Consider the following 17,042-nt stretch of genomic DNA (forward strand, 5'->3'; position numbering starts at 1 on the left):
CCGGGCCGCCCGTCACTGATCGTCGCGGCGGCGCGGGTCGGGTTCGCCTCCCGCGATCGTGTCGGCGTACTCGGACGGGTCGACCGTGCCCTCCCGGTCCGGGTTGATGCCGGGGCTGCCGCCCGGCTGGCCGCCGCCGGTCGTGCCGTACCCGCCGGGGACGCCGGGCACGCTGTCCGCGTCGGCCTGCTCCCGGGTCACGTGCCGGGTGGCGCGGACGCCCGCCCGCCGCTCGCCGTGCGGGTAGCTGAACGGCCGGGACCGCGCCCGCTCCTCCTCCGCGCGGCGCGCCGCGTCGGCCGCCTCCGACTCGTGGCCGCCGCGCTGGTCCACGGGGCGGCGTCCGGTGTCGTGGTCCTGTGCGTCGTACGGCTCCGTGCCCTGAGGCCGTACGGGGTGCTGGTCGTCGTTCCTGGTCATGGCGACCGGGTACCCGGAGCGCGCCGCCCGATGCCGCAGCGCCCCGTGCCGGGCTCTGCCGCGGGGCCCTTCACTGCTCGGCGACGCCCAGGAGCCTTCCCCTGCGGGACAGCAGGAACTTCTTGAACGCCGCCACCGGGGGCGTGTCCGGGCGCCCCGCCTGCCAGGCGACGCCGATCTCCCGCACCGCGCGCGGAGCCGTCACCGTCAGCTCCACCACGCCCGGCCGGGGCACCGCGGGCGGCGGCAGCAGGGCGACGCCGAGGCCCGCCGCGACCAGCCCGCGCAACGTCTCCGCCTCCTCGCCCTCGAACGCCACGCGCGGCCGGAACCCCGCCTCGGCGCACAGGTCGTCGGTGATCCGGCGCAGCCCGTACCCCGGCTCCAGGGTCACGAACGCCTCGTCGGCCGCCTCCGCCAGCCTGATCCGCTTGCGGCCCGCCAGCCGGTGGTCGTCCGGCACGACGAGCCGCAGCCGCTGCTCGTCCAGGCGCCGCCCGACGAGGTCCGGGGCGTCGGGCACCGGCGAGGTGAGGCACAGGTCCAGTTCGCCCGCCCGGAGGCGCTCGATCATGGCCTCGCCGTAGTTCTGGACGAGCGTGAAGCGGACCTTCGGGTGGTCGACGCGGAACGCCCGCAGCAGCGCGGGCACGGTCTCCGACCCCATCGTGTGCAGGAACCCGAACGCGACGCGCCCCGCCGTCGGGTCCACGTCGGCGCGCACCGCCTCGGCGGCCCGCTCCACCTCGCCGAGCGCCCGCTCCACCGCGAGCAGGAACGTGCGGCCCGCCGGAGTCAGCGACAGGGCCCGGCCCTTGCGGGCGAACAGCGTGACCCCGAGGTCGTCCTCCAGGCGCGCCACGGCCCGCGACAGCGTGGACTGCGGGACGCCCGTCTCGTGCGCGGCGCGGGTCACATGCTCGTGGCGGGCGACCGCCGCGAAGTACGCCAGGCGAGGGGCGAGCAGCAGGCCCATTTCTTCTTCGTTACTGTTCAGTGACAGCCGAGGCTGTGACCTGTACTCATGCACCATGGGAACGATTAAAGCCGTTCCATGCATTGGACGCATGAACCGGCCTCCTCGTACGGTCGAGGCATGTCTCCCGCCAGTACCAAGGCGTCCACGGCAGCCGTGGACGCCGACACGCGCCTCGCTCCCGGACGCCCCGGCCACCGCCGGATGAGCTTCGCCCTCTTCGCCGCCGGCGTCGCGACGTTCGCCCTCCTCTACTCGACGCAGGCCCTGCTCCCGGCCGTCTCCGCCGACTTCGGCGTGACCGCTTCGGCCGCCAGCTGGACCGTCTCCGCCGCGACCGGCGCGCTCGCGCTGTGCGTAGTTCCGCTGAGCGCCCTGTCCGAGCGGCTGGGGCGGCGCGCCATGATGACCGGTTCGCTGGTCACGGCCGTCGCCGTGGGCCTGCTGGTGCCGTTCGCGCCGAGCCTGGAGTGGCTGGTCGTGCTGCGCGCCGTGCAGGGCGCCGCGCTCGCGGGCGTGCCCGCCTCCGCGATGGCGTACCTGGCGGAGGAGGTGCGGCCGAAGGCGCTGGTCGCGGCGATCGGGCTGTTCGTCGCGGGCAACAGCATCGGCGGGATGAGCGGACGGATCGTCACCGGCTGGGTCGCGCAGCTGTGGGGCTGGCGGGCGGGGCTCGCAGCCGTGGGGCTGCTGGCGGTGGTCTGCGTCGTCGCGTACCGGCTGCTGCTGCCCGCCGCGCGGCACTTCACGCCGTCGCCGCTGGACCCGCGCGCGATCGGGCGGACGGTGCGCGGACACCTGTCGGACCCGCTGCTGCTGCGGCTGTACGCGATCGGCGCGCTGTTCATGACGGTGTTCGGCGCCGTGTACACGGTGATCGGCTACCGGCTGGTGGAGGCGCCGTTCTCGCTGCCGCAGGGTGTCGTCGGCTCGGTGTTCCTCGTGTACCTGGTCGGTACGGTGTCGTCCGCGGCGGCCGGGCGGCTGGTCGGGCGCATGGGGCGGCGCGGGGCGCTGTACCTGGCGGTGGCCACGACCGCGGCCGGGCTGCTGCTGTCGCTCGCCGGGTCGCTGGCCGGGGTGCTGGCGGGCCTGGTGCTCATCACCGCCGGGTTCTTCGCCGGCCACGCGGTCGCCTCGTCGTCGGTGAGCCGGACGGCGACCACCGGGCGGGCGCAGGCTTCGGCGCTGTACCAGTCGGCGTACTACCTGGGCAGCAGCGTGGGCGGCACGCTCGGCGCGGTCGCGTACCACGCGGGCGGCTGGTCCGGCACGGTGCTGCTGGGCCTGGTCGCGGTGGTGGGCGTCGTGTCGCTCACCCTGTACGGCACGCACCGCGCGCGCGTGGACGAGCGGCGGCGGGCGCGGGAGCGGGGCTGCGGCTCCGTCCGGCAGGAGCGGCGGAGCCTGGTCGTCGCGGCGGGCGGGCCCCGCTGAGGGTGCACGCCAGGCGTGCGCGGGGCGAACGTGCGCGGGGCGTACGCCGTGCCGCCCCTTCCGCTCCCGGTACGCCCTCCATAACGGAAACGAGTCGGCTCTTGACGTAACCGGCCCCCTGCCCTGAACGTCCTACGGAACGAGAAGCGCGGCGGACGCGCGGGAGGGGACGAGGGCATGGGGCTCAGGGGCGGGGCATTGCGGCGGCGCACCGGCGTCGCGCTGGGCGTGACGGGCATGGTCGTGCCGCTGACGATGGCGGTGGGCGCGGGCACCGCGCAGGCCGCCGCGTCGTGCACGACGCAGACGGGGCCGTACCAGAGGCAGGTCGAGAAGTTCCTCGGCCGGCCGGTCGACGGCAAGCAGTCACCGGCGGACTGCAAGGCGATCCGGTCGTTCCAGCAGGCACACGGCATCACGCCGACCGTCGGCTACGCCGGGCCGCTGACCTGGCGCACGATGGACACGATCCTGAAGCAGCGGGCCGCCGGGAAGAACCCGAACAAGGCGGGCGCCTGCCCGGTCAACAAGGGCCGCATCGCCTGCGTCGACCTGACCCGGCAGCTCAGCTGGGTCCAGGACGGCAGGAAGCTCGTGTACGGGCCGGTCCCGGTCCGCACCGGACGGGACGGCGCGGAGACCCGTACGGGCGCGAAGAGGATCTACTACCGCAGCCTCAAGCACTGGTCCACGATCTACAAGGTGTGGATGCCGCACTCGCAGTTCTTCGACGGCGGGCAGGCGTTCCACGCGACCGACAAGTCCATGTACAACCCGCCCGGTTCCGGGGGCTGCGTCAACATGCGCCCGGCCGACGCGAAGGCATACTGGAACCTGTTGAAGAACGGCGACGACGTGTTCGTCTACGGGCGGAAGCCCGGCACCTGACAGGCCGTTCCGGCCCGCGTTGTCAGTCCCCTCCGGTAGCTTCCCGTAAGAAGGAAGGCACAGCGCGACAGGGGTGGACGCGATGGCGGACGTGATGGCTCCCGAAGGTCTCCAGGACCGGCTCGAGGAGTACCGGACGGAATTGACCGGTTACTGCTACCGGATGCTCGGTTCGGCCTTCGAGGCGGAGGACGCCGTCCAGGACACGATGGTGCGCGCCTGGCGGGCACTCGACCGGTTCGAGGGGCGCTCGTCGCTGCGCTCCTGGCTGTACCGGATCGCGACGAACGTCTGCATGGACGCGCTGAACGCGGGCAACCGCCGCGCCCGCCCCATGGACCTGACGGCGGCGACGCCCGTCGCGCAGGCCCAGCTCACCGCCCGCCCCGAGGTGACCTGGCTGGAGCCGGTGCCCGACGGGCGGGTGCTGCCGCAGTCCGCCGACCCGGCCGAGGCGGCCCTCGCCCGCGAGTCGGTGCGCCTCGCGTTCGTCGCGGCGCTCCAGCACCTGCCAGCCAAGCAGCGGGCCGTGCTGATCCTGCGGGAGGTGCTGGCCTGGAAGGCGAGCGAGGTCGCCGAGCTGCTGGAGACGTCGGTCGCGTCGGTGAACAGCGCCCTCCAGCGGGCCCGCGCGACGCTCGCCGCCTCGGACCCGGCGAAGACGGACGCGGCGGACCCGCTGGACGAGGAGCAGCGGGACCTCCTGAACCGGTACGTCGCGGCGTTCGAGGCGTACGACATGGCGGCGCTGACGGCGCTGCTCCACGAGGACGCGACGCTGTCCATGCCGCCCTTCGACCTGTGGCTGCGGGGCCACGACGACATCGTGGGCTGGATGCTGGGCGTCGGCGAGGTCTGCCGGGGCTCGCGCCTGGTGCCGACGGTGGCGAACGGCACGCCCGCGTTCGCGCACTACCACCCGGACCCCGAGGGCGGGTTCAGCCCGTGGGCGCTCATGGTCATCGAGATCGAGGACGGCAAGGTCTCCGGGATCACGTCGTTCCTGGACGTGAAGCGCTGGTTCCCGCTGTTCGACCTCCCGGAGCGCCTGGAGGGCTGAGCAGCCGGTCCGCGAGCCCGAGCAGCGCCAGCAGCGCCCGCAGGTCGGGCGGCGCGTTCCGCACCGTCAGGGGATGGCCCAGGCGGTGCGCGGTCAGCCGCAGCCGGGCGAGCGCCTCGACGGCGGCGAGACCGGGGCGTACGAGCGCGTCCGCGTCCACGACGGCGGGCGCGCCCGGGGCGGCGCCGTCGAGGAGCGCGGTCAGCTCGGCGCACAGGCGCGGGGCGTCGGCGGGCTCGACCAGCCCGCCGACGCGCAGAACGATCGGCTCGGTGTCCTCCACACAGACCAGACCCCCGCCGCGCCCGGAACTCATCGCCCGCGCCGGGGCCCGTCGCGCGGCCCCTCCAGGGGCCACCGCTCCGGGATGCCCAGCCCTGGAGCTTGCGCACCTATGCGTGCGGCGCAGAACCCTGGGCCGCCCCCGTTGCGGGCAGGCGATCCGCCCCCGCACGGGACGGCCCGGCGGAGGTGGCGGTCACCGCGCCCGCACGACGGGGCGGGTCCGCAGGGGAGGCCGCGGTCGCCATGCCCCGCGCGGGGCGGGGGCACGGCGAAGGTGGCAGACGGCCGCGCCCCCGCAAGGTGAGACCACAGGGGAGCGGACCCGTAGGGGACCTGCCCCCGCGCCGAGCACAGCCGGTGCGGGGTCGCCGTGCCCCGCACCGGGCGGGCCACCGTCGTGGGGCGGGGCGGGTCAGGCGATGCGGTCGAGGACGATCGGGTGCGGGGTGAACGCCGTGCCCGTCGGGGCGATGTCCCAGGCGCCCTCCAGGGACTTCAGGGCGTAGTCGAACTTCTCCGGCGTGTCCGTGTGCAGCGTCATCAGCGGCTGCCCGGCCGTGACCGTGTCGCCCGGCTTGGCGTGCAGCTCCACACCCGCGCCCGCCTGCACCGGGTCCTCCTTGCGGGCGCGGCCCGCGCCGAGGCGCCAGGCGGCGACACCCACGCCGTACGCGTCGAGGCGGGTCAGGACGCCCGACTCGGCGGCGGTCACGACGTGCCGCTCCCGCGCGACCGGCAGCTCGGCGTCCGGGTCGCCGCCCTGCGCGGCGATCATGCGGCGCCACACGTCCATCGCGGAGCCGTCCGCGAGGGCCTTCGCCGGGTCGGCGTCCTTGATCCCGGCCGCGTCGAGCATCTCGCGGGCGAGCGCCACGGTCAGCTCCACCACGTCGGCGGGGCCGCCGCCGGCGAGGACCTCGACGGACTCGCGGACCTCCAGTGCGTTGCCCGCCGTCAGGCCGAGCGGCGTCGACATGTCGGTGAGCAGGGCGACCGTACGGACGCCGTGGTCGGTGCCGAGACCGACCATGGTGGAGGCAAGCTCGCGGGCGTCCTCGATGTTCTTCATGAACGCGCCCGAACCGACCTTCACGTCGAGGACGAGCGAGCCCGTGCCCTCGGCGATCTTCTTCGACATGATCGAGGAGGCGATCAGCGGGATCGCCTCGACCGTGCCGGTGACGTCGCGCAGCGCGTACAGCTTCTTGTCGGCGGGGGCGAGGCCGTCACCGGCCGCGCAGATGACGGCGCCGGTCGTGTCGAGGACGTGGAGCATCTCCTCGTTGGAGAGCAGCGCCCGCCAGCCGGGGATGGACTCCAGCTTGTCGAGGGTGCCGCCGGTGTGGCCGAGGCCCCGGCCGCTGAGCTGCGGCACGGCGGCGCCGCACGCGGCGACGAGCGGCGCGAGCGGCAACGTGATCTTGTCGCCGACACCGCCGGTGGAGTGCTTGTCGGCGGTGGGGCGGGAGAGCGAGGAGAAGTCCATGCGCTCGCCCGAGGCGATCATCGCGGCGGTCCAGCGGGCGATCTCCGCCCGGTTCATGCCGTTGAGCAGGATCGCCATCGCGAGGGCCGACATCTGCTCGTCGGCGACCTCGCCGCGCGTGTACGCGTCGATGACCCAGTCGATCTGCTCCGGGGTCAGTTCGCCCCGGTCCCGCTTCGTGCGGATGACGGAAATCGCGTCCATGGGATCAGTGTTCCTTCCAGCGGGCTGCGGCGGAGTTTCTACGCGCATAGAGAAAGTGGGCGGCGCGGCCCCTCCCCCACCTGTGCGGAGGGGAAGGGGCCGGGCGGGTGTGTGGGCCGTACGGCTAGGCGAGGTGCCCGGGGCCGAACGCCTGCGGCAGCATCTCGTCCAGCGTCCGTACGCCGTCCGGGGTGTCCAGCAGCAGTTTCCCGCCGCCGAACTCGAACAGCAGCTGCCGGCAGCGGCCGCAGGGCACGAGCGTCTCGCCGCGGCCGTCGACGCACACGAAGTGCGTCAGCCGGCCGCCGCCCGTGGCCTGGAGCTGGGAGACGAGCCCGCACTCGGCGCACAGGCCGATGCCGTACGAGGCGTTCTCCACGTTGCAGCCGGTGACCACGCGGCCGTCGTCCACGGTGGCCGCCGCCCCGACCGGGTAGCCCGAGTACGGCGCGTACGCGTGGGACATGGCGTCCCGCGCCGCGGTGTGCAGGGCGTCCCAGTCGAAGGGCGGCTCGGGGGCGGCGGTCACTTGCCCTGCCCCCTCTTGTACGGCGCGCCGTTGGCCTTGGGCATCCGCAGCCGCTGCGCCGACAGGGCCAGCACGAGCAGCGTCGTGACGTACGGCGCGGCGTCCACGAACTGGCTGGGCAGGGACTCCGTCATCAGGTACCAGGTGAACAGCACGGCGGAGGCGACGGCGGACACGGCGGCGGCCACGTACTTCTTCTTGTACAGCGTCCACACGAGCGCGACCACCAGCAGGATCGCCAGCAGGAGCAGCATGGCGTGGACGTTCTCGGCGCCGCCGCGCAGCTTGAGGCTGTCGGTGAAGCCGAACAGGCCGGCGCCGAGGGCGAGGCCGCCCGGCATCCAGTTGCCGAAGATCATCGCGGCGAGGCCGATGAAGCCGCGGCCGCCGGTCTGGCCCTCCTGGTAGATGCCGGTCGAGACGATCGCGAGGAACGCGCCGCCGAGGCCCGCGAGGGCGCCGGAGACGAGGACGGCGATGTACTTGTACTTGTAGACGTTGACGCCCAGCGACTCGGCGGCGATCGGGTTCTCACCGCAGGAGCGCAGCCGCAGGCCGAAGGCCGTGCGCCACAGGATCCACCAGGTGGCGGGGATCAGGGCGAGCGCCAGGACGGTCAGCAGCGACAGGTTGGTGACGAGGCCGCCGAGGACACCGGCCACGTCGGAGACGAAGAACCAGTGCTTGGCCTGGAGTTCGGCGAGCGCGTCGGACACTCCCGGGATGGTGATCCGGTCGATGGCCTCGATGCGCGGGGACTGCTTGGAGGAGCCCCCGGGAGCCTCGGCGAACGTGAAGTTCGACAGGTAGCGGGTGGCGCCCACGGCGAGGATGTTGATCGCCACACCGGACACGATGTGGTTGACGTTGAACGTGACCGTCATGACCGCGTGGAGGAGGCCGCCCAGCGCGCCGCCGATCAGGCCGGCCAGGACACCGGTCCAGGGGCCCCACTGGAAGCCCGCCCAGGCGCCGAACCAGGTGCCGAGGATCATCATGCCCTCGAGGCCGATGTTGACCACGCCGGCCCGCTCGGCCCACAGGCCGCCGAGGCCCGCGAGGCCGATCGGCACGGCCAGCTGGAGCGCACCGGACACCTGACCGACCGAGGTCAGGTCGTCGGCGCCGCTGATGACGCGCACCAGCGAGAACAGCGCGAGACCGCCCGCGATGATCAGCAGGATGACGGGCAGGGACAGCCTGCTGCGCCCGCCGCCCTTCCGCGGCGCGGTGGCCGCGGGGGTAACCGTGCTCGTGGACTCGCTCATGCCGCCACGTCCTCCTTGTTCTTGCGGGCCTGGGCGGCGAGCTCCTCGCCCACCTTCTGCTGCTGCCTGCGGAGCCCGTACTGACGGACGAGTTCGTACGACACGACCACCGCGATCACGATCAGGCCCTGCATGATCATGGCGATCTCCTTCTCGAAGTCCGGTGCGATGACCGAACCCGAGGCCTTCTCCAGGAAGGACATGAGCAGCGCGGCGAAGAAGATCCCGATCGGGTTGTTGCGGCCGAGCAGGGCGACGGTGATGCCCATGAAGCCGACGCCCGTGGGGAAGCTCAGGCTGTACGTGTGGGTCTGGCCGAGCAGCAGGGGCAGACCGGTGAGGCCCGCGACACCGCCGGAGATCAGCATGGCGGTGAGGACCATCTTCTTGGCGTCCACGCCGCTGGCCTGGGCGGCGGACTCGCTGGCGCCCGTGGCGCGCAGGTCGAAGCCGAACCGGGTGCGGTTGAGGACGAACCAGTAGACGACACCGAGCGCGAACGCGACGAGGGTGAAGCCGTAGATGTTGCCGCCCTCGACGGCGAGGCCGGTCATCCAGCCGGACTCGGGGATCTCGCCGGTGGTGAGGTCGTTGGAGCCCTTCAGCTGCTCGCCGAGGTTGGCGGGCAGGATCATCCAGGCGATCAGGCTGGTCGCGATGGCGTTCAGCATGATCGTGGACACGACCTCGCTGACACCGCGGGTGGTCTTGAGGAAACCGGCGATACCGGCCCAGAAGGCACCGACGAGGACCGCGACGAGCACGATGAGCAGGATGTGCAGCGGGCCGGGCAGCTCGACGTTGGCACCGACGACGGCGGCGAGCATCGCCGCGAGGCGGTACTGGCCGTCCACACCGATGTTGAACAGGTTCATCCGGAAGCCCACGGCGACGGCGAGGGCCGCCAGGTAGTAGGCGCCGGTCTGGTTGATGATGAGGACCTGGACGTCGGGGAACTCGACGGTCTCCATCATCAGGACGTACGGCTCGATCGGGTCACGGCCCGAGGCGAGCAGCACCAGCGTGGTGAGGACGAAGGCCACGGCCAGGGCGAGCGCCGGGCCCGCGATGCCCAGCAGCACCTTGTCCTTGTCGAACTTCTTCATCGGCCCTCACCGTCCGCGTCGTTGTTGTGCTCAAGGTGACCGGTGGCGGCGCCCGTCATGGCCGAGCCCAGCTCCTCGGGGGTGATCGTGGCGGGGTCGGCGTCCGCGACGAGGCGGCCGCGGTACATCACCCGCAGGGTGTCGGAGAGCCCGATCAGCTCGTCCAGGTCGGCGGAGATCAGCAGTACGGCGAGGCCCTCGCGGCGGGCCTCCCGGATCTGGTCCCAGATCTGCGCCTGCGCGCCGACGTCCACACCGCGGGTGGGGTGGGCGGCGATCAGGAACTTCGGGTTGTGGCTCATCTCGCGGCCGACGATCAGCTTCTGCTGGTTGCCGCCGGAGAGGGACGCCGCGGTGACCTCGATGCCGGGGGTGCGGACGTCGTACTCGCGCACGATCCGCTCCGTGTCCTGGCGGGCCGCCTTGGGGTCGAGGACGCCGCGCTTGCTGTTGGGCGCCTCGGTGACGTGGCCGAGGATGCGGTTCTCCCAGAGCGGGGACTCCAGCAGCAGGCCGTGGCGGTGGCGGTCCTCGGGGATGTACCCGATGCCGCCCTCGCGCCGCTTGCGGGTGGGCGCGCGGGAGATGTCGGTGCCGTCGAGGGTGATGACGCCGCCGTCCGGGGCGCGCATGCCGATCAGCGCCTCGATCAGCTCGGTCTGGCCGTTGCCCTCCACACCGGCGATGCCCAGGACCTCGCCCTTGTGGATGGTGAACGTGATGCCGCCGAGTACCTCGCGGACGATGCCGTCGGGGTCGGTCTGCGCCAGGCGCAGGTTCTCGACCTGGAGCATCGGCACGTCGGTGACCGTGGACTCGCGGGTCTCGGGCGAGGGGAGCTCGCTGCCGACCATCAGCTCGGCGAGCTGCTTGGGCGTGGTGGTCCTCGGGTCGGCCGTGCCCACCGTCGTACCGCGCCGGATGACGGTGATGTCGTCGGCGACGGACAGCACCTCGCCCAGCTTGTGGGAGATGAAGATGACGGTGAGGCCCTCGGCCTTGAGCTCGCGCAGGTTGTCGAAGAGCGCGTCGACCTCCTGCGGGACGAGCACCGCGGTGGGCTCGTCGAGGATGAGCGTCCGGGCGCCTCGGTAGAGGACCTTGAGGATCTCCACGCGCTGGCGGTCGGCGACACCGAGGTGCTCGACGAGCGCGTCGGGGCGGATGTTCAGCCCGTACGCGTCGGAGATCTCCTTGATCTTGTCGCGGGCGCGGGAGCCGATGCCGTACAGCTTCTCGCTGCCGAGGACGACGTTCTCCAGCACCGTGAGGTTGTCCGCCAGCATGAAGTGCTGGTGGACCATGCCGATGCCGGTCGCGATGGCGTCGGCGGGGCTGTGGAAGGAGACCTGCTTGCCGTCGATCGTGATGGTGCCCTCGTCCGGCTTCTGCATGCCGTAGAGAATCTTCATCAGGGTCGACTTGCCGGCACCGTTCTCACCGACCAGGGCGTGGACGGTGCCCTTGCGGATGGTGATGTCGATGTCGTGGTTGGCGACGACGCCGGGGAAGCGCTTGGTGATGCCGCGCAGTTCCACGGCGGGGGGGCTGGACGCGTTGATGACGCACTCTCCTTGGCGAGAAAGGAGCGAAGAAGCGGGGCGGGGGACGGGCGGGTCACGCTGGGCACAGTGGGGCTTCGTGGCTTGTTGTGAGGCTTCGGTGGGCCCGAAGTTATCGCGCCGGAGAGGGTTCTACGCGCGTAGCGATCCCTAATGCCAAAACCCATGGCCAGGACGTGACCCGGGGTCCGGAACGGCGGTGGGACGCCGTCGTTCCGGACCCCTGGGCCGGGCCCTGGCCCGTGACCGCGTTACGGGGCGGTCTGAACCTTGACCTTGCCGGACGCGATGTCGGCCTTGGCCTTGTCCACCGCGGCGATGACCTCGGTCATCTTGGTGAAGGCCGGGTTCGAGGTGGACAGGCCCACGCCGTTGGCGTCGAGGCCGTAGCGGACCTCACCGCTCTGCGGCTTGCCGTCCTTGACCGACTTGATCAGGTTGTAGACCGCGCCGGAGACGTCCTTGGTCACCGAGGTGAGGATGTACTCCTTGTACGCGGCGAGACCGGACTGGTTGTACTGGTCCGAGTCCACGCCGATGGCCCACTTCTTGGCCTTGGCGGCGGCCTCGATGGAGCCGGAGCCCGCGAGGCCGGCGGCCGCGTAGATCACGTCGGCGCCCGCGTCGATCTGGCCCTGCGCGGCGGCCTTGCCCAGGTCGGGCTTGGAGAAGCCACCGAAGTCCGGCGGCTGCGTCAGGTACTGGACCTTGACGTTGACGTTCTTGTTGGTGTCCTTGACGCCCTGGACGAAGCCCGCCTCGAACTTCTTGATCAGCGGGGTCTCGACGCCGCCGATGAAGCCGACGGTGTTCGACTTGGTCACCTTGGCGGCGGCGACGCCGGCCAGGTAGGAGCCCTGCTCCTCGTTGAAGACCAGGTTGGCGATGTTCTTGCCGGTCTTCGACGTGTCGTCGATCAGACCGAACGTGGTGTCCGGGAACTTCGGCGCGACCTCGGCGATGGCCGGCGCGTACGCGAAGCCGACACCGATGACCGGGTTGTTGCCGGCGCGCGCGAGGGACGTGAGGCGCTGGACCTTGTCCGGGTCGCCCTCACCCTCGCTGGGCTCGGCCTCCGTGCCGGAGATGCCGAACTCCTTCTCGGCCTTCGCGAGACCGGCGTACGCGGCGTCGTTGAACGACTGGTCGCCGCGGCCACCGATGTCGTACGCGATGGCGGCCTTGCCGTCCTTCGAGTCGCCGGCTGTGTCCGACTTCTTGTCACCTCCACAGGCGGTGACGCTGAGCGCGAGCGCCGCGGACGCGATACCCGCGGTGGCGATCCTGGTGATCCGGCGCAAGGGGGGCTCCTTCGACCTGACCGAAGCGCCTCTTCCGGCGCTGGTTTCGCGGGCGATCGTAACGCGCGTAGATGTCAGATAAAGCCCTGTACGGAAGCCGTTATCGATTCGTCGCGAACAGGCCGCCCACCAGCCCCCTTCCGGCAGCCTCCACCGGGTACGGGGTCACCCCAGCGTGTCCCGCCGACCACGGGTTGTCGACGCGACGTGCGGGACGGGGTGAGGGTTCCCTCCATGCGGAGCAACGGCGGTAATCGGCCAGGGGGGCGGGGGGTGAGGGGGTCGGGGGGTGGTGCGGGTGGCGCGGGGCGGGCGACGGCGCGCGGGGCGGGCGGCGCTGTGCGGCTGCGCCGAGTGGAGGTACGCCTGGGGCGGGGTGGGTGGCGCTGCGCCCGGCGGCTGCCGCCACGTGGGGCGTTCGCCCACTGCGGGTGGGCGTGTGGCGCTGTGCCGGGCGGCCGCCCCCGGGGGTGTCCGCCCACCGTCGGCGGGCGGTCGCGCCGCGCCCGCGGCCGCCCCCGGGTGGGGGTGTTCACCCACTGCCGGTGGGGGCGGGGCCCCTCCGGGCTCACTTCCTACGGGGCGACCCTGTACGACCCTGCGCGTCGATGGCCGGGCACCCCTTTTACCAGGTAAACGAGCGGATCACGATCCCGGCAGGTACGCATCCTGTCCGCCTTCGGCCCAGTACGACGCGCAGTGCTGCTGGTGTCGCCGGGGACAAGGCCGGCCGTGGGGGGGGAGGAGACGAAGCGGGCCATGCGCGCGCCGGGAGGCCGCGGGGCTGCCGGTTCGGTCCGCCGAGGAGAAGCGGGCCGACATGGAGCGGCTGCGGGACGAGGTGCGGGCGTATCGGCTCGCGGAGATCCGGCGGGAGCAGGCGCTCACGCAGAAGGACGTCGCGACGAGCATGGGGTCTCCGCGCCCAGGGTCTCGGCCATCGAGCACGGCGAGGCGGACGCACCGAGGTGGCGACGTTGCGGTCCGTGTGGAGGCGCTGGGAGGCAGGCTGCGGGTGGCGGCCGACTTCGGGGACATCGAGTACACCGTCGCCTGACGGGAGCGGGGCCCGGGCGGGCCCCGCTCCGGGGTTACGCGGCGCCCGCGTCGATCAGGGCGGCCGCGGTGAAGAGCTCGACACCCACCTTGATCGCGGTCTCGTCCACGTCGAAGTTGCCGCGGTGGAGGTCCAGGTGGGTCGTGTCGGAGGGGCGGCGGACGCCGAGGCGGGCCATGGCGCCCGGGACGTGCTCCAGGTACCAGGAGAAGTCCTCGCCGCCCAGGGACTGCTCGGTGTCCTCCACCGCGTACGGGCCCCGGCGACGCTGCATGGACTCGCGGAGGAGCTCCGTGATCACCGGGTCGTTGACGACCGGCGGGACGCCCCGTACGTAGTCGATCTGGGCCTTCGCGCCGTGCAGGGCCGCCACCTCGTCGATCGCCGCGTACACCTGGTCCGGCGCGCCGCGCCACGCCTCGATGTCCAGGCAGCGGACCGTGCCGCCCAGCTCCGCGTGCTGGGGGATGACGTTCGGGGCGTGGCCGGACTCGATGCGGCCCCAGGTGAGGACCAGGCCGGAACGGGCGTCGATGCGGCGGGCCAGGAGCGCCGGGACGTCCGTGGCGACGCGGGCCGCCGCGGTGACCATGTCCGTGGTCAGGTGCGGGCGCGCCGTGTGGCCGCCGGGGCCGTCGAGGGTGACCTCCAGGCGGTCGCAGGCGGACGTGATGGGCCCGACGCGCAGGCCGATCTTCCCCGCGTCGACGCGCGGGTCGCAGTGGACGGCGATGATCCGGCCGACGCCGTCCAGGACGCCCGCCTCGATCGCGTCGACCGCGCCGCCGGGCAGGACCTCCTCGGCGGGCTGGAAGAGGAGCCGTACGGGACGGGGCAGGAGGCCCTGGCGGTGCAGGTCCGCGAGGACGAGCCCGGCGCCGAGGACCGTCGTCGTGTGGACGTCGTGCCCGCAGGCGTGGGCGCGGTCCGGGACGGTCGAGCGGTACGGGCAGTCCGCCTTCGTGTCCGGGATGGGCAGGGCGTCGATGTCCGCGCGCAGGGCGAGCATGGGGCGGTGGCCGTCCCAGGTGCCGATGTCGCAGGTGAGTCCCGTGCCGCCGGGCAGGACCCTCGGGTGGAGACCGGCGGCCTCCAGCCGGGCCTTGAGGGCGGCCGTGGTGCGAAACTCCTGGTTGCCGAGCTCCGGGTGCATGTGCAAATCCCGGCGGAAGGCGATCAGCTCGGTGCGGAGTGACTCCGGCAGCGTACCGAGGAGGGGCGTTTCGTCGGGAACGTCGGCTTCGGACTCGCGGGACATCAACTTGTTCACCCATCACAGGGTAGGCGTCTTTGCCCTCCAACTTACGTGTGATCTACAAAACTTCCGCCCGTTAGGGGAAAGAAACCCGCCGGAGCGGGCTTGACGGGGGTCCGCAGTGGGTAAGCTCACGCGTTTCGAGGGTTCATTGATCTTGATCGGGGCGGTCGAGGGGCGGGCGGGTTAACAGTCGTTTACGTTCCGGTCAGCGACAGACCGTGTGCCGAGCGGGCCGTCTCGGTCACCGTCGCGAGGAAGCCGCGGGCCCTCGGCGGGGCCGTCGCCCGCAGCCACTCGGGGGCGACGTCGCAGACGGTGATCGTGACGCCCGTGCCGGCGAGAGCCGCCGGGAGGGTGTGCACGACCGTGGAGGGGAAGCTCAGCACCGTACGGCCGATGGGGCCGCGCCGCGCGATCACCTCCAGCGGCAGCTCGGGCCGGACGATCTCGAGGCCCGTCGTGGTGGCGATGCGGTGCAGCTTCGTCACGCTCTCGCGGCGGTGCGCGAAGTAGCGCCTCACGCCGTGCGCCGCGGCGAGTGCGGCGACCGCCTCCACGTACCGGTCGGGGTCCACCACGCCCGTCTCCACCAGCGACGTGCCGACCAGGTCCGCGCCCGCGGCGAGCCGGGGCGGCCCGAACCGGGCGCGGGTCCAGCCGAAGCGGTTCCGGTGCACCTCGGTACCCGCGGGCGCCTCGACCGGCAGGGCGGTGAAGATCTCGACCGTACGGCGCCGTCCCGGCGCCAGTCGGCGGCGGGCCAGGGCCGTGACCGGCGCCAGCGCCAGTTCGCGCGGGCCCCGGTCGCCGCGCCGGTGCCAGCGCACCAGCCGCTCGCCGCGCGCCAGCTGGGCGGCGTACTCCATGGTCGCCGTGCCGTCGTCCACCACCGTGACCCGGCGCGGCGGGAACACGCTGAGCAGCAGTTGCACGTACCGCGAGAACGGGTCGCCGACCAGCACCCGCTGCGCGCCCCGCAGCAGCGGCGCCAGGTCGCGCAGCGTACGGACGGGGCCGCCGCCCCTGGCCGCGCCGCCCCGCGCCTCCTGCCACCGGACGGTGACGCCCTCGTCGCGGGCCAGCGCGGCCATGCGGCGGAGCTGGCCGCGCGACATGGGGTCCGTGGGCGGGAGGACGACCAGCGTCAGGGGGCCGCCCCGGTGCGCGAGCGGGTCGCTGTCGCCGCCCAGCGCGTCGCCGTCGTGGCCGTCGGGGCGCGCGTACCGCCACTCCAGGACGTTCAGGACCTGGACGGGGCTTTCGGCCAGGGCGACGACCGGGGTGGGGGGTGCCGGGTCGGGGTGTCGGGGCGTCATGCCGGGGCCAGGACCCTGCGGAGCTTCTTCATGGGCGCCAGCTCGGAGTCGTACACCCGCTTCACGCCGTCCCCGAGCGCGGTCTCGATGGTGCGGATGTCGCGGACGAGCCGGGTGAGGCCCTGCGGTTCGACCGACGCGGCCTGGTCGGAGCCCCACATCGCGCGGTCCAGGGTGATGTGCCGCTCCACGAAGACGGCGCCCAGCGCGACGGCGGCGAGCGTCGTCTGGAGGCCGGTCTCGTGGCCGCTGTAGCCGATCGGGATGTTCGGGTAGTCACGGCGCAGGGACTCGATGACGCGGAGGTTCAGCTCCTCCGCCTTCGCCGGGTAGGTGGACGTGGCGTGGCAGAGCAGGATGTTGTCGGAGCCGAGGACCTCGACGGCGTGCCGGATCTGCTTGGGCGTGGACATGCCGGTGGAGAGGATGACCGTACGGCCGGTCGCGCGGACGGCGCGCAGCAGTTCGTCGTCGGTGAGGGACGCGGACGCGATCTTGTGGGCCGGTACGTCGAACTTCTCCAGGAACGCCACCGCCTCGGTGTCCCACGGGGACGCGAACCAGGCGATGCCGCGCGCCCGGCAGTGCTCGTCGATGGCGCGGTACTCCGTCTCGCCGAACTCGACGCGGTGCCGGTAGTCGATGTACGTCATCCGGCCCCAGGGGGTGTCGCGCTCGATGTCCCACTGGTCGCGGGGCGTGCAGATCTCCGGGGTGCGCTTCTGGAACTTCACCGCGTCGCAGCCCGCGTCGGCGGCCGCGTCGACGAGCGCGAGGGCCTTGTCGAGGTCGCCGTTGTGGTTGATGCCGATCTCGCCGGTCACGTAGACGGGGTGGCCGGGGCCGACGGGACGGCCGCCGAGGGTGCGCGTGCGCTGGTCGTTCATGG

Annotated in this window: 15 protein-coding genes; 3 read left to right on the forward strand and 12 right to left on the reverse strand. The window is 72.6% G+C overall.

Annotated elements, in window-relative coordinates; genetic code table 11:
- Positions 1 to 12 precede the first annotated feature (12 nt).
- A complete protein-coding gene (locus J116_RS09575) occupies positions 13 to 420 on the reverse strand; it encodes a hypothetical protein (protein ID WP_051203458.1) in 408 nt (135 codons plus the stop codon).
- A gap of 70 nt (positions 421 to 490) precedes the next feature.
- Positions 491 to 1,453 (reverse strand): LysR family transcriptional regulator, encoded by a 963-nt coding sequence (locus J116_RS09580; RefSeq protein WP_028963879.1) that lies wholly within the window; start codon positions 1,451 to 1,453, stop codon positions 491 to 493.
- Positions 1,454 to 1,516: 63 nt separating this feature from the next.
- Between J116_RS09580 and J116_RS09585 the strand changes: the two genes are divergently transcribed.
- The 3 genes from J116_RS09585 (at position 1,517) to J116_RS09595 (ending at position 4,781) form a co-directional block, all read left to right on the forward strand.
- On the forward strand, positions 1,517 to 2,833 hold the full coding sequence (locus tag J116_RS09585; protein ID WP_023586872.1) for an MFS transporter: 1,317 nt from the start codon (positions 1,517 to 1,519) through the stop codon (positions 2,831 to 2,833).
- 237 nt (positions 2,834 to 3,070) lie between these two features.
- Positions 3,071 to 3,721, forward strand: a complete 651-nt coding sequence (locus J116_RS09590; protein ID WP_037947314.1) for a L,D-transpeptidase family protein — start codon at positions 3,071 to 3,073, stop codon at positions 3,719 to 3,721.
- Between the two features lie 94 nt (positions 3,722 to 3,815).
- The gene (locus J116_RS09595) at positions 3,816 to 4,781 is read left to right on the forward strand and encodes a sigma-70 family RNA polymerase sigma factor (RefSeq protein ID WP_235617334.1); all 966 of its coding nucleotides are present in this window, start codon (positions 3,816 to 3,818) and stop codon (positions 4,779 to 4,781) included.
- Here the strand turns inward: J116_RS09595 and J116_RS09600 are convergent.
- The 10 genes from J116_RS09600 to J116_RS09650 form a co-directional block, all read right to left on the reverse strand.
- Positions 4,714 to 5,097, reverse strand: coding sequence for an STAS domain-containing protein (locus J116_RS09600; RefSeq protein ID WP_069818295.1), 384 nt, complete (start codon positions 5,095 to 5,097; stop codon positions 4,714 to 4,716). The two genes, J116_RS09595 and J116_RS09600, sit on opposite strands and share 68 nt — an antisense overlap.
- Before the next feature lie 381 nt (positions 5,098 to 5,478).
- Positions 5,479 to 6,756 carry a thymidine phosphorylase gene (locus J116_RS09605; protein WP_023586876.1) on the reverse strand — a complete coding sequence of 426 codons (1,278 nt, stop codon included), beginning with the start codon at positions 6,754 to 6,756 and terminating at the stop codon, positions 5,479 to 5,481.
- A 124-nt stretch (positions 6,757 to 6,880) separates the two neighbouring features.
- Entirely contained in the window at positions 6,881 to 7,285 is a 405-nt protein-coding gene (locus J116_RS09610; RefSeq protein WP_023586877.1) for a cytidine deaminase, read from the reverse strand.
- Positions 7,282 to 8,553, reverse strand: a complete 1,272-nt coding sequence (locus tag J116_RS09615; RefSeq protein ID WP_023586878.1) for an ABC transporter permease — start codon at positions 8,551 to 8,553, stop codon at positions 7,282 to 7,284. Before J116_RS09615 ends, J116_RS09610 begins: the two co-directional genes overlap by 4 nt.
- Entirely contained in the window at positions 8,550 to 9,659 is a 1,110-nt protein-coding gene (locus tag J116_RS09620) for an ABC transporter permease (RefSeq protein WP_023586879.1), read from the reverse strand. The genes J116_RS09615 and J116_RS09620 overlap by 4 nt, the downstream gene beginning before the upstream one ends.
- Positions 9,656 to 11,221 (reverse strand): ABC transporter ATP-binding protein, encoded by a 1,566-nt coding sequence (locus J116_RS09625; protein WP_079147700.1) that lies wholly within the window; start codon positions 11,219 to 11,221, stop codon positions 9,656 to 9,658. Before J116_RS09625 ends, J116_RS09620 begins: the two co-directional genes overlap by 4 nt.
- Before the next feature lie 251 nt (positions 11,222 to 11,472).
- The gene (locus J116_RS09630) at positions 11,473 to 12,522 is read right to left on the reverse strand and encodes a BMP family lipoprotein (protein WP_023586881.1); all 1,050 of its coding nucleotides are present in this window, start codon (positions 12,520 to 12,522) and stop codon (positions 11,473 to 11,475) included.
- Positions 12,523 to 13,613: 1,091 nt separating this feature from the next.
- Positions 13,614 to 14,837, reverse strand: a complete 1,224-nt coding sequence (locus tag J116_RS09640) for a M20 family metallopeptidase (protein WP_023586882.1) — start codon at positions 14,835 to 14,837, stop codon at positions 13,614 to 13,616.
- Between the two features lie 194 nt (positions 14,838 to 15,031).
- The gene (locus tag J116_RS09645; RefSeq protein WP_023586883.1) at positions 15,032 to 16,153 is read right to left on the reverse strand and encodes a hypothetical protein; all 1,122 of its coding nucleotides are present in this window, start codon (positions 16,151 to 16,153) and stop codon (positions 15,032 to 15,034) included.
- Entirely contained in the window at positions 16,150 to 17,040 is an 891-nt protein-coding gene (locus J116_RS09650; RefSeq protein ID WP_023586884.1) for an N-acetylneuraminate synthase family protein, read from the reverse strand. Before J116_RS09650 ends, J116_RS09645 begins: the two co-directional genes overlap by 4 nt.
- Between the last annotated feature and the right edge of the window lie 2 nt (positions 17,041 to 17,042).

Origin of the sequence: Streptomyces thermolilacinus SPC6 (genome assembly GCF_000478605.2) — a bacterium.
GTDB lineage: Bacteria > Actinomycetota > Actinomycetes > Streptomycetales > Streptomycetaceae > Streptomyces > Streptomyces thermolilacinus.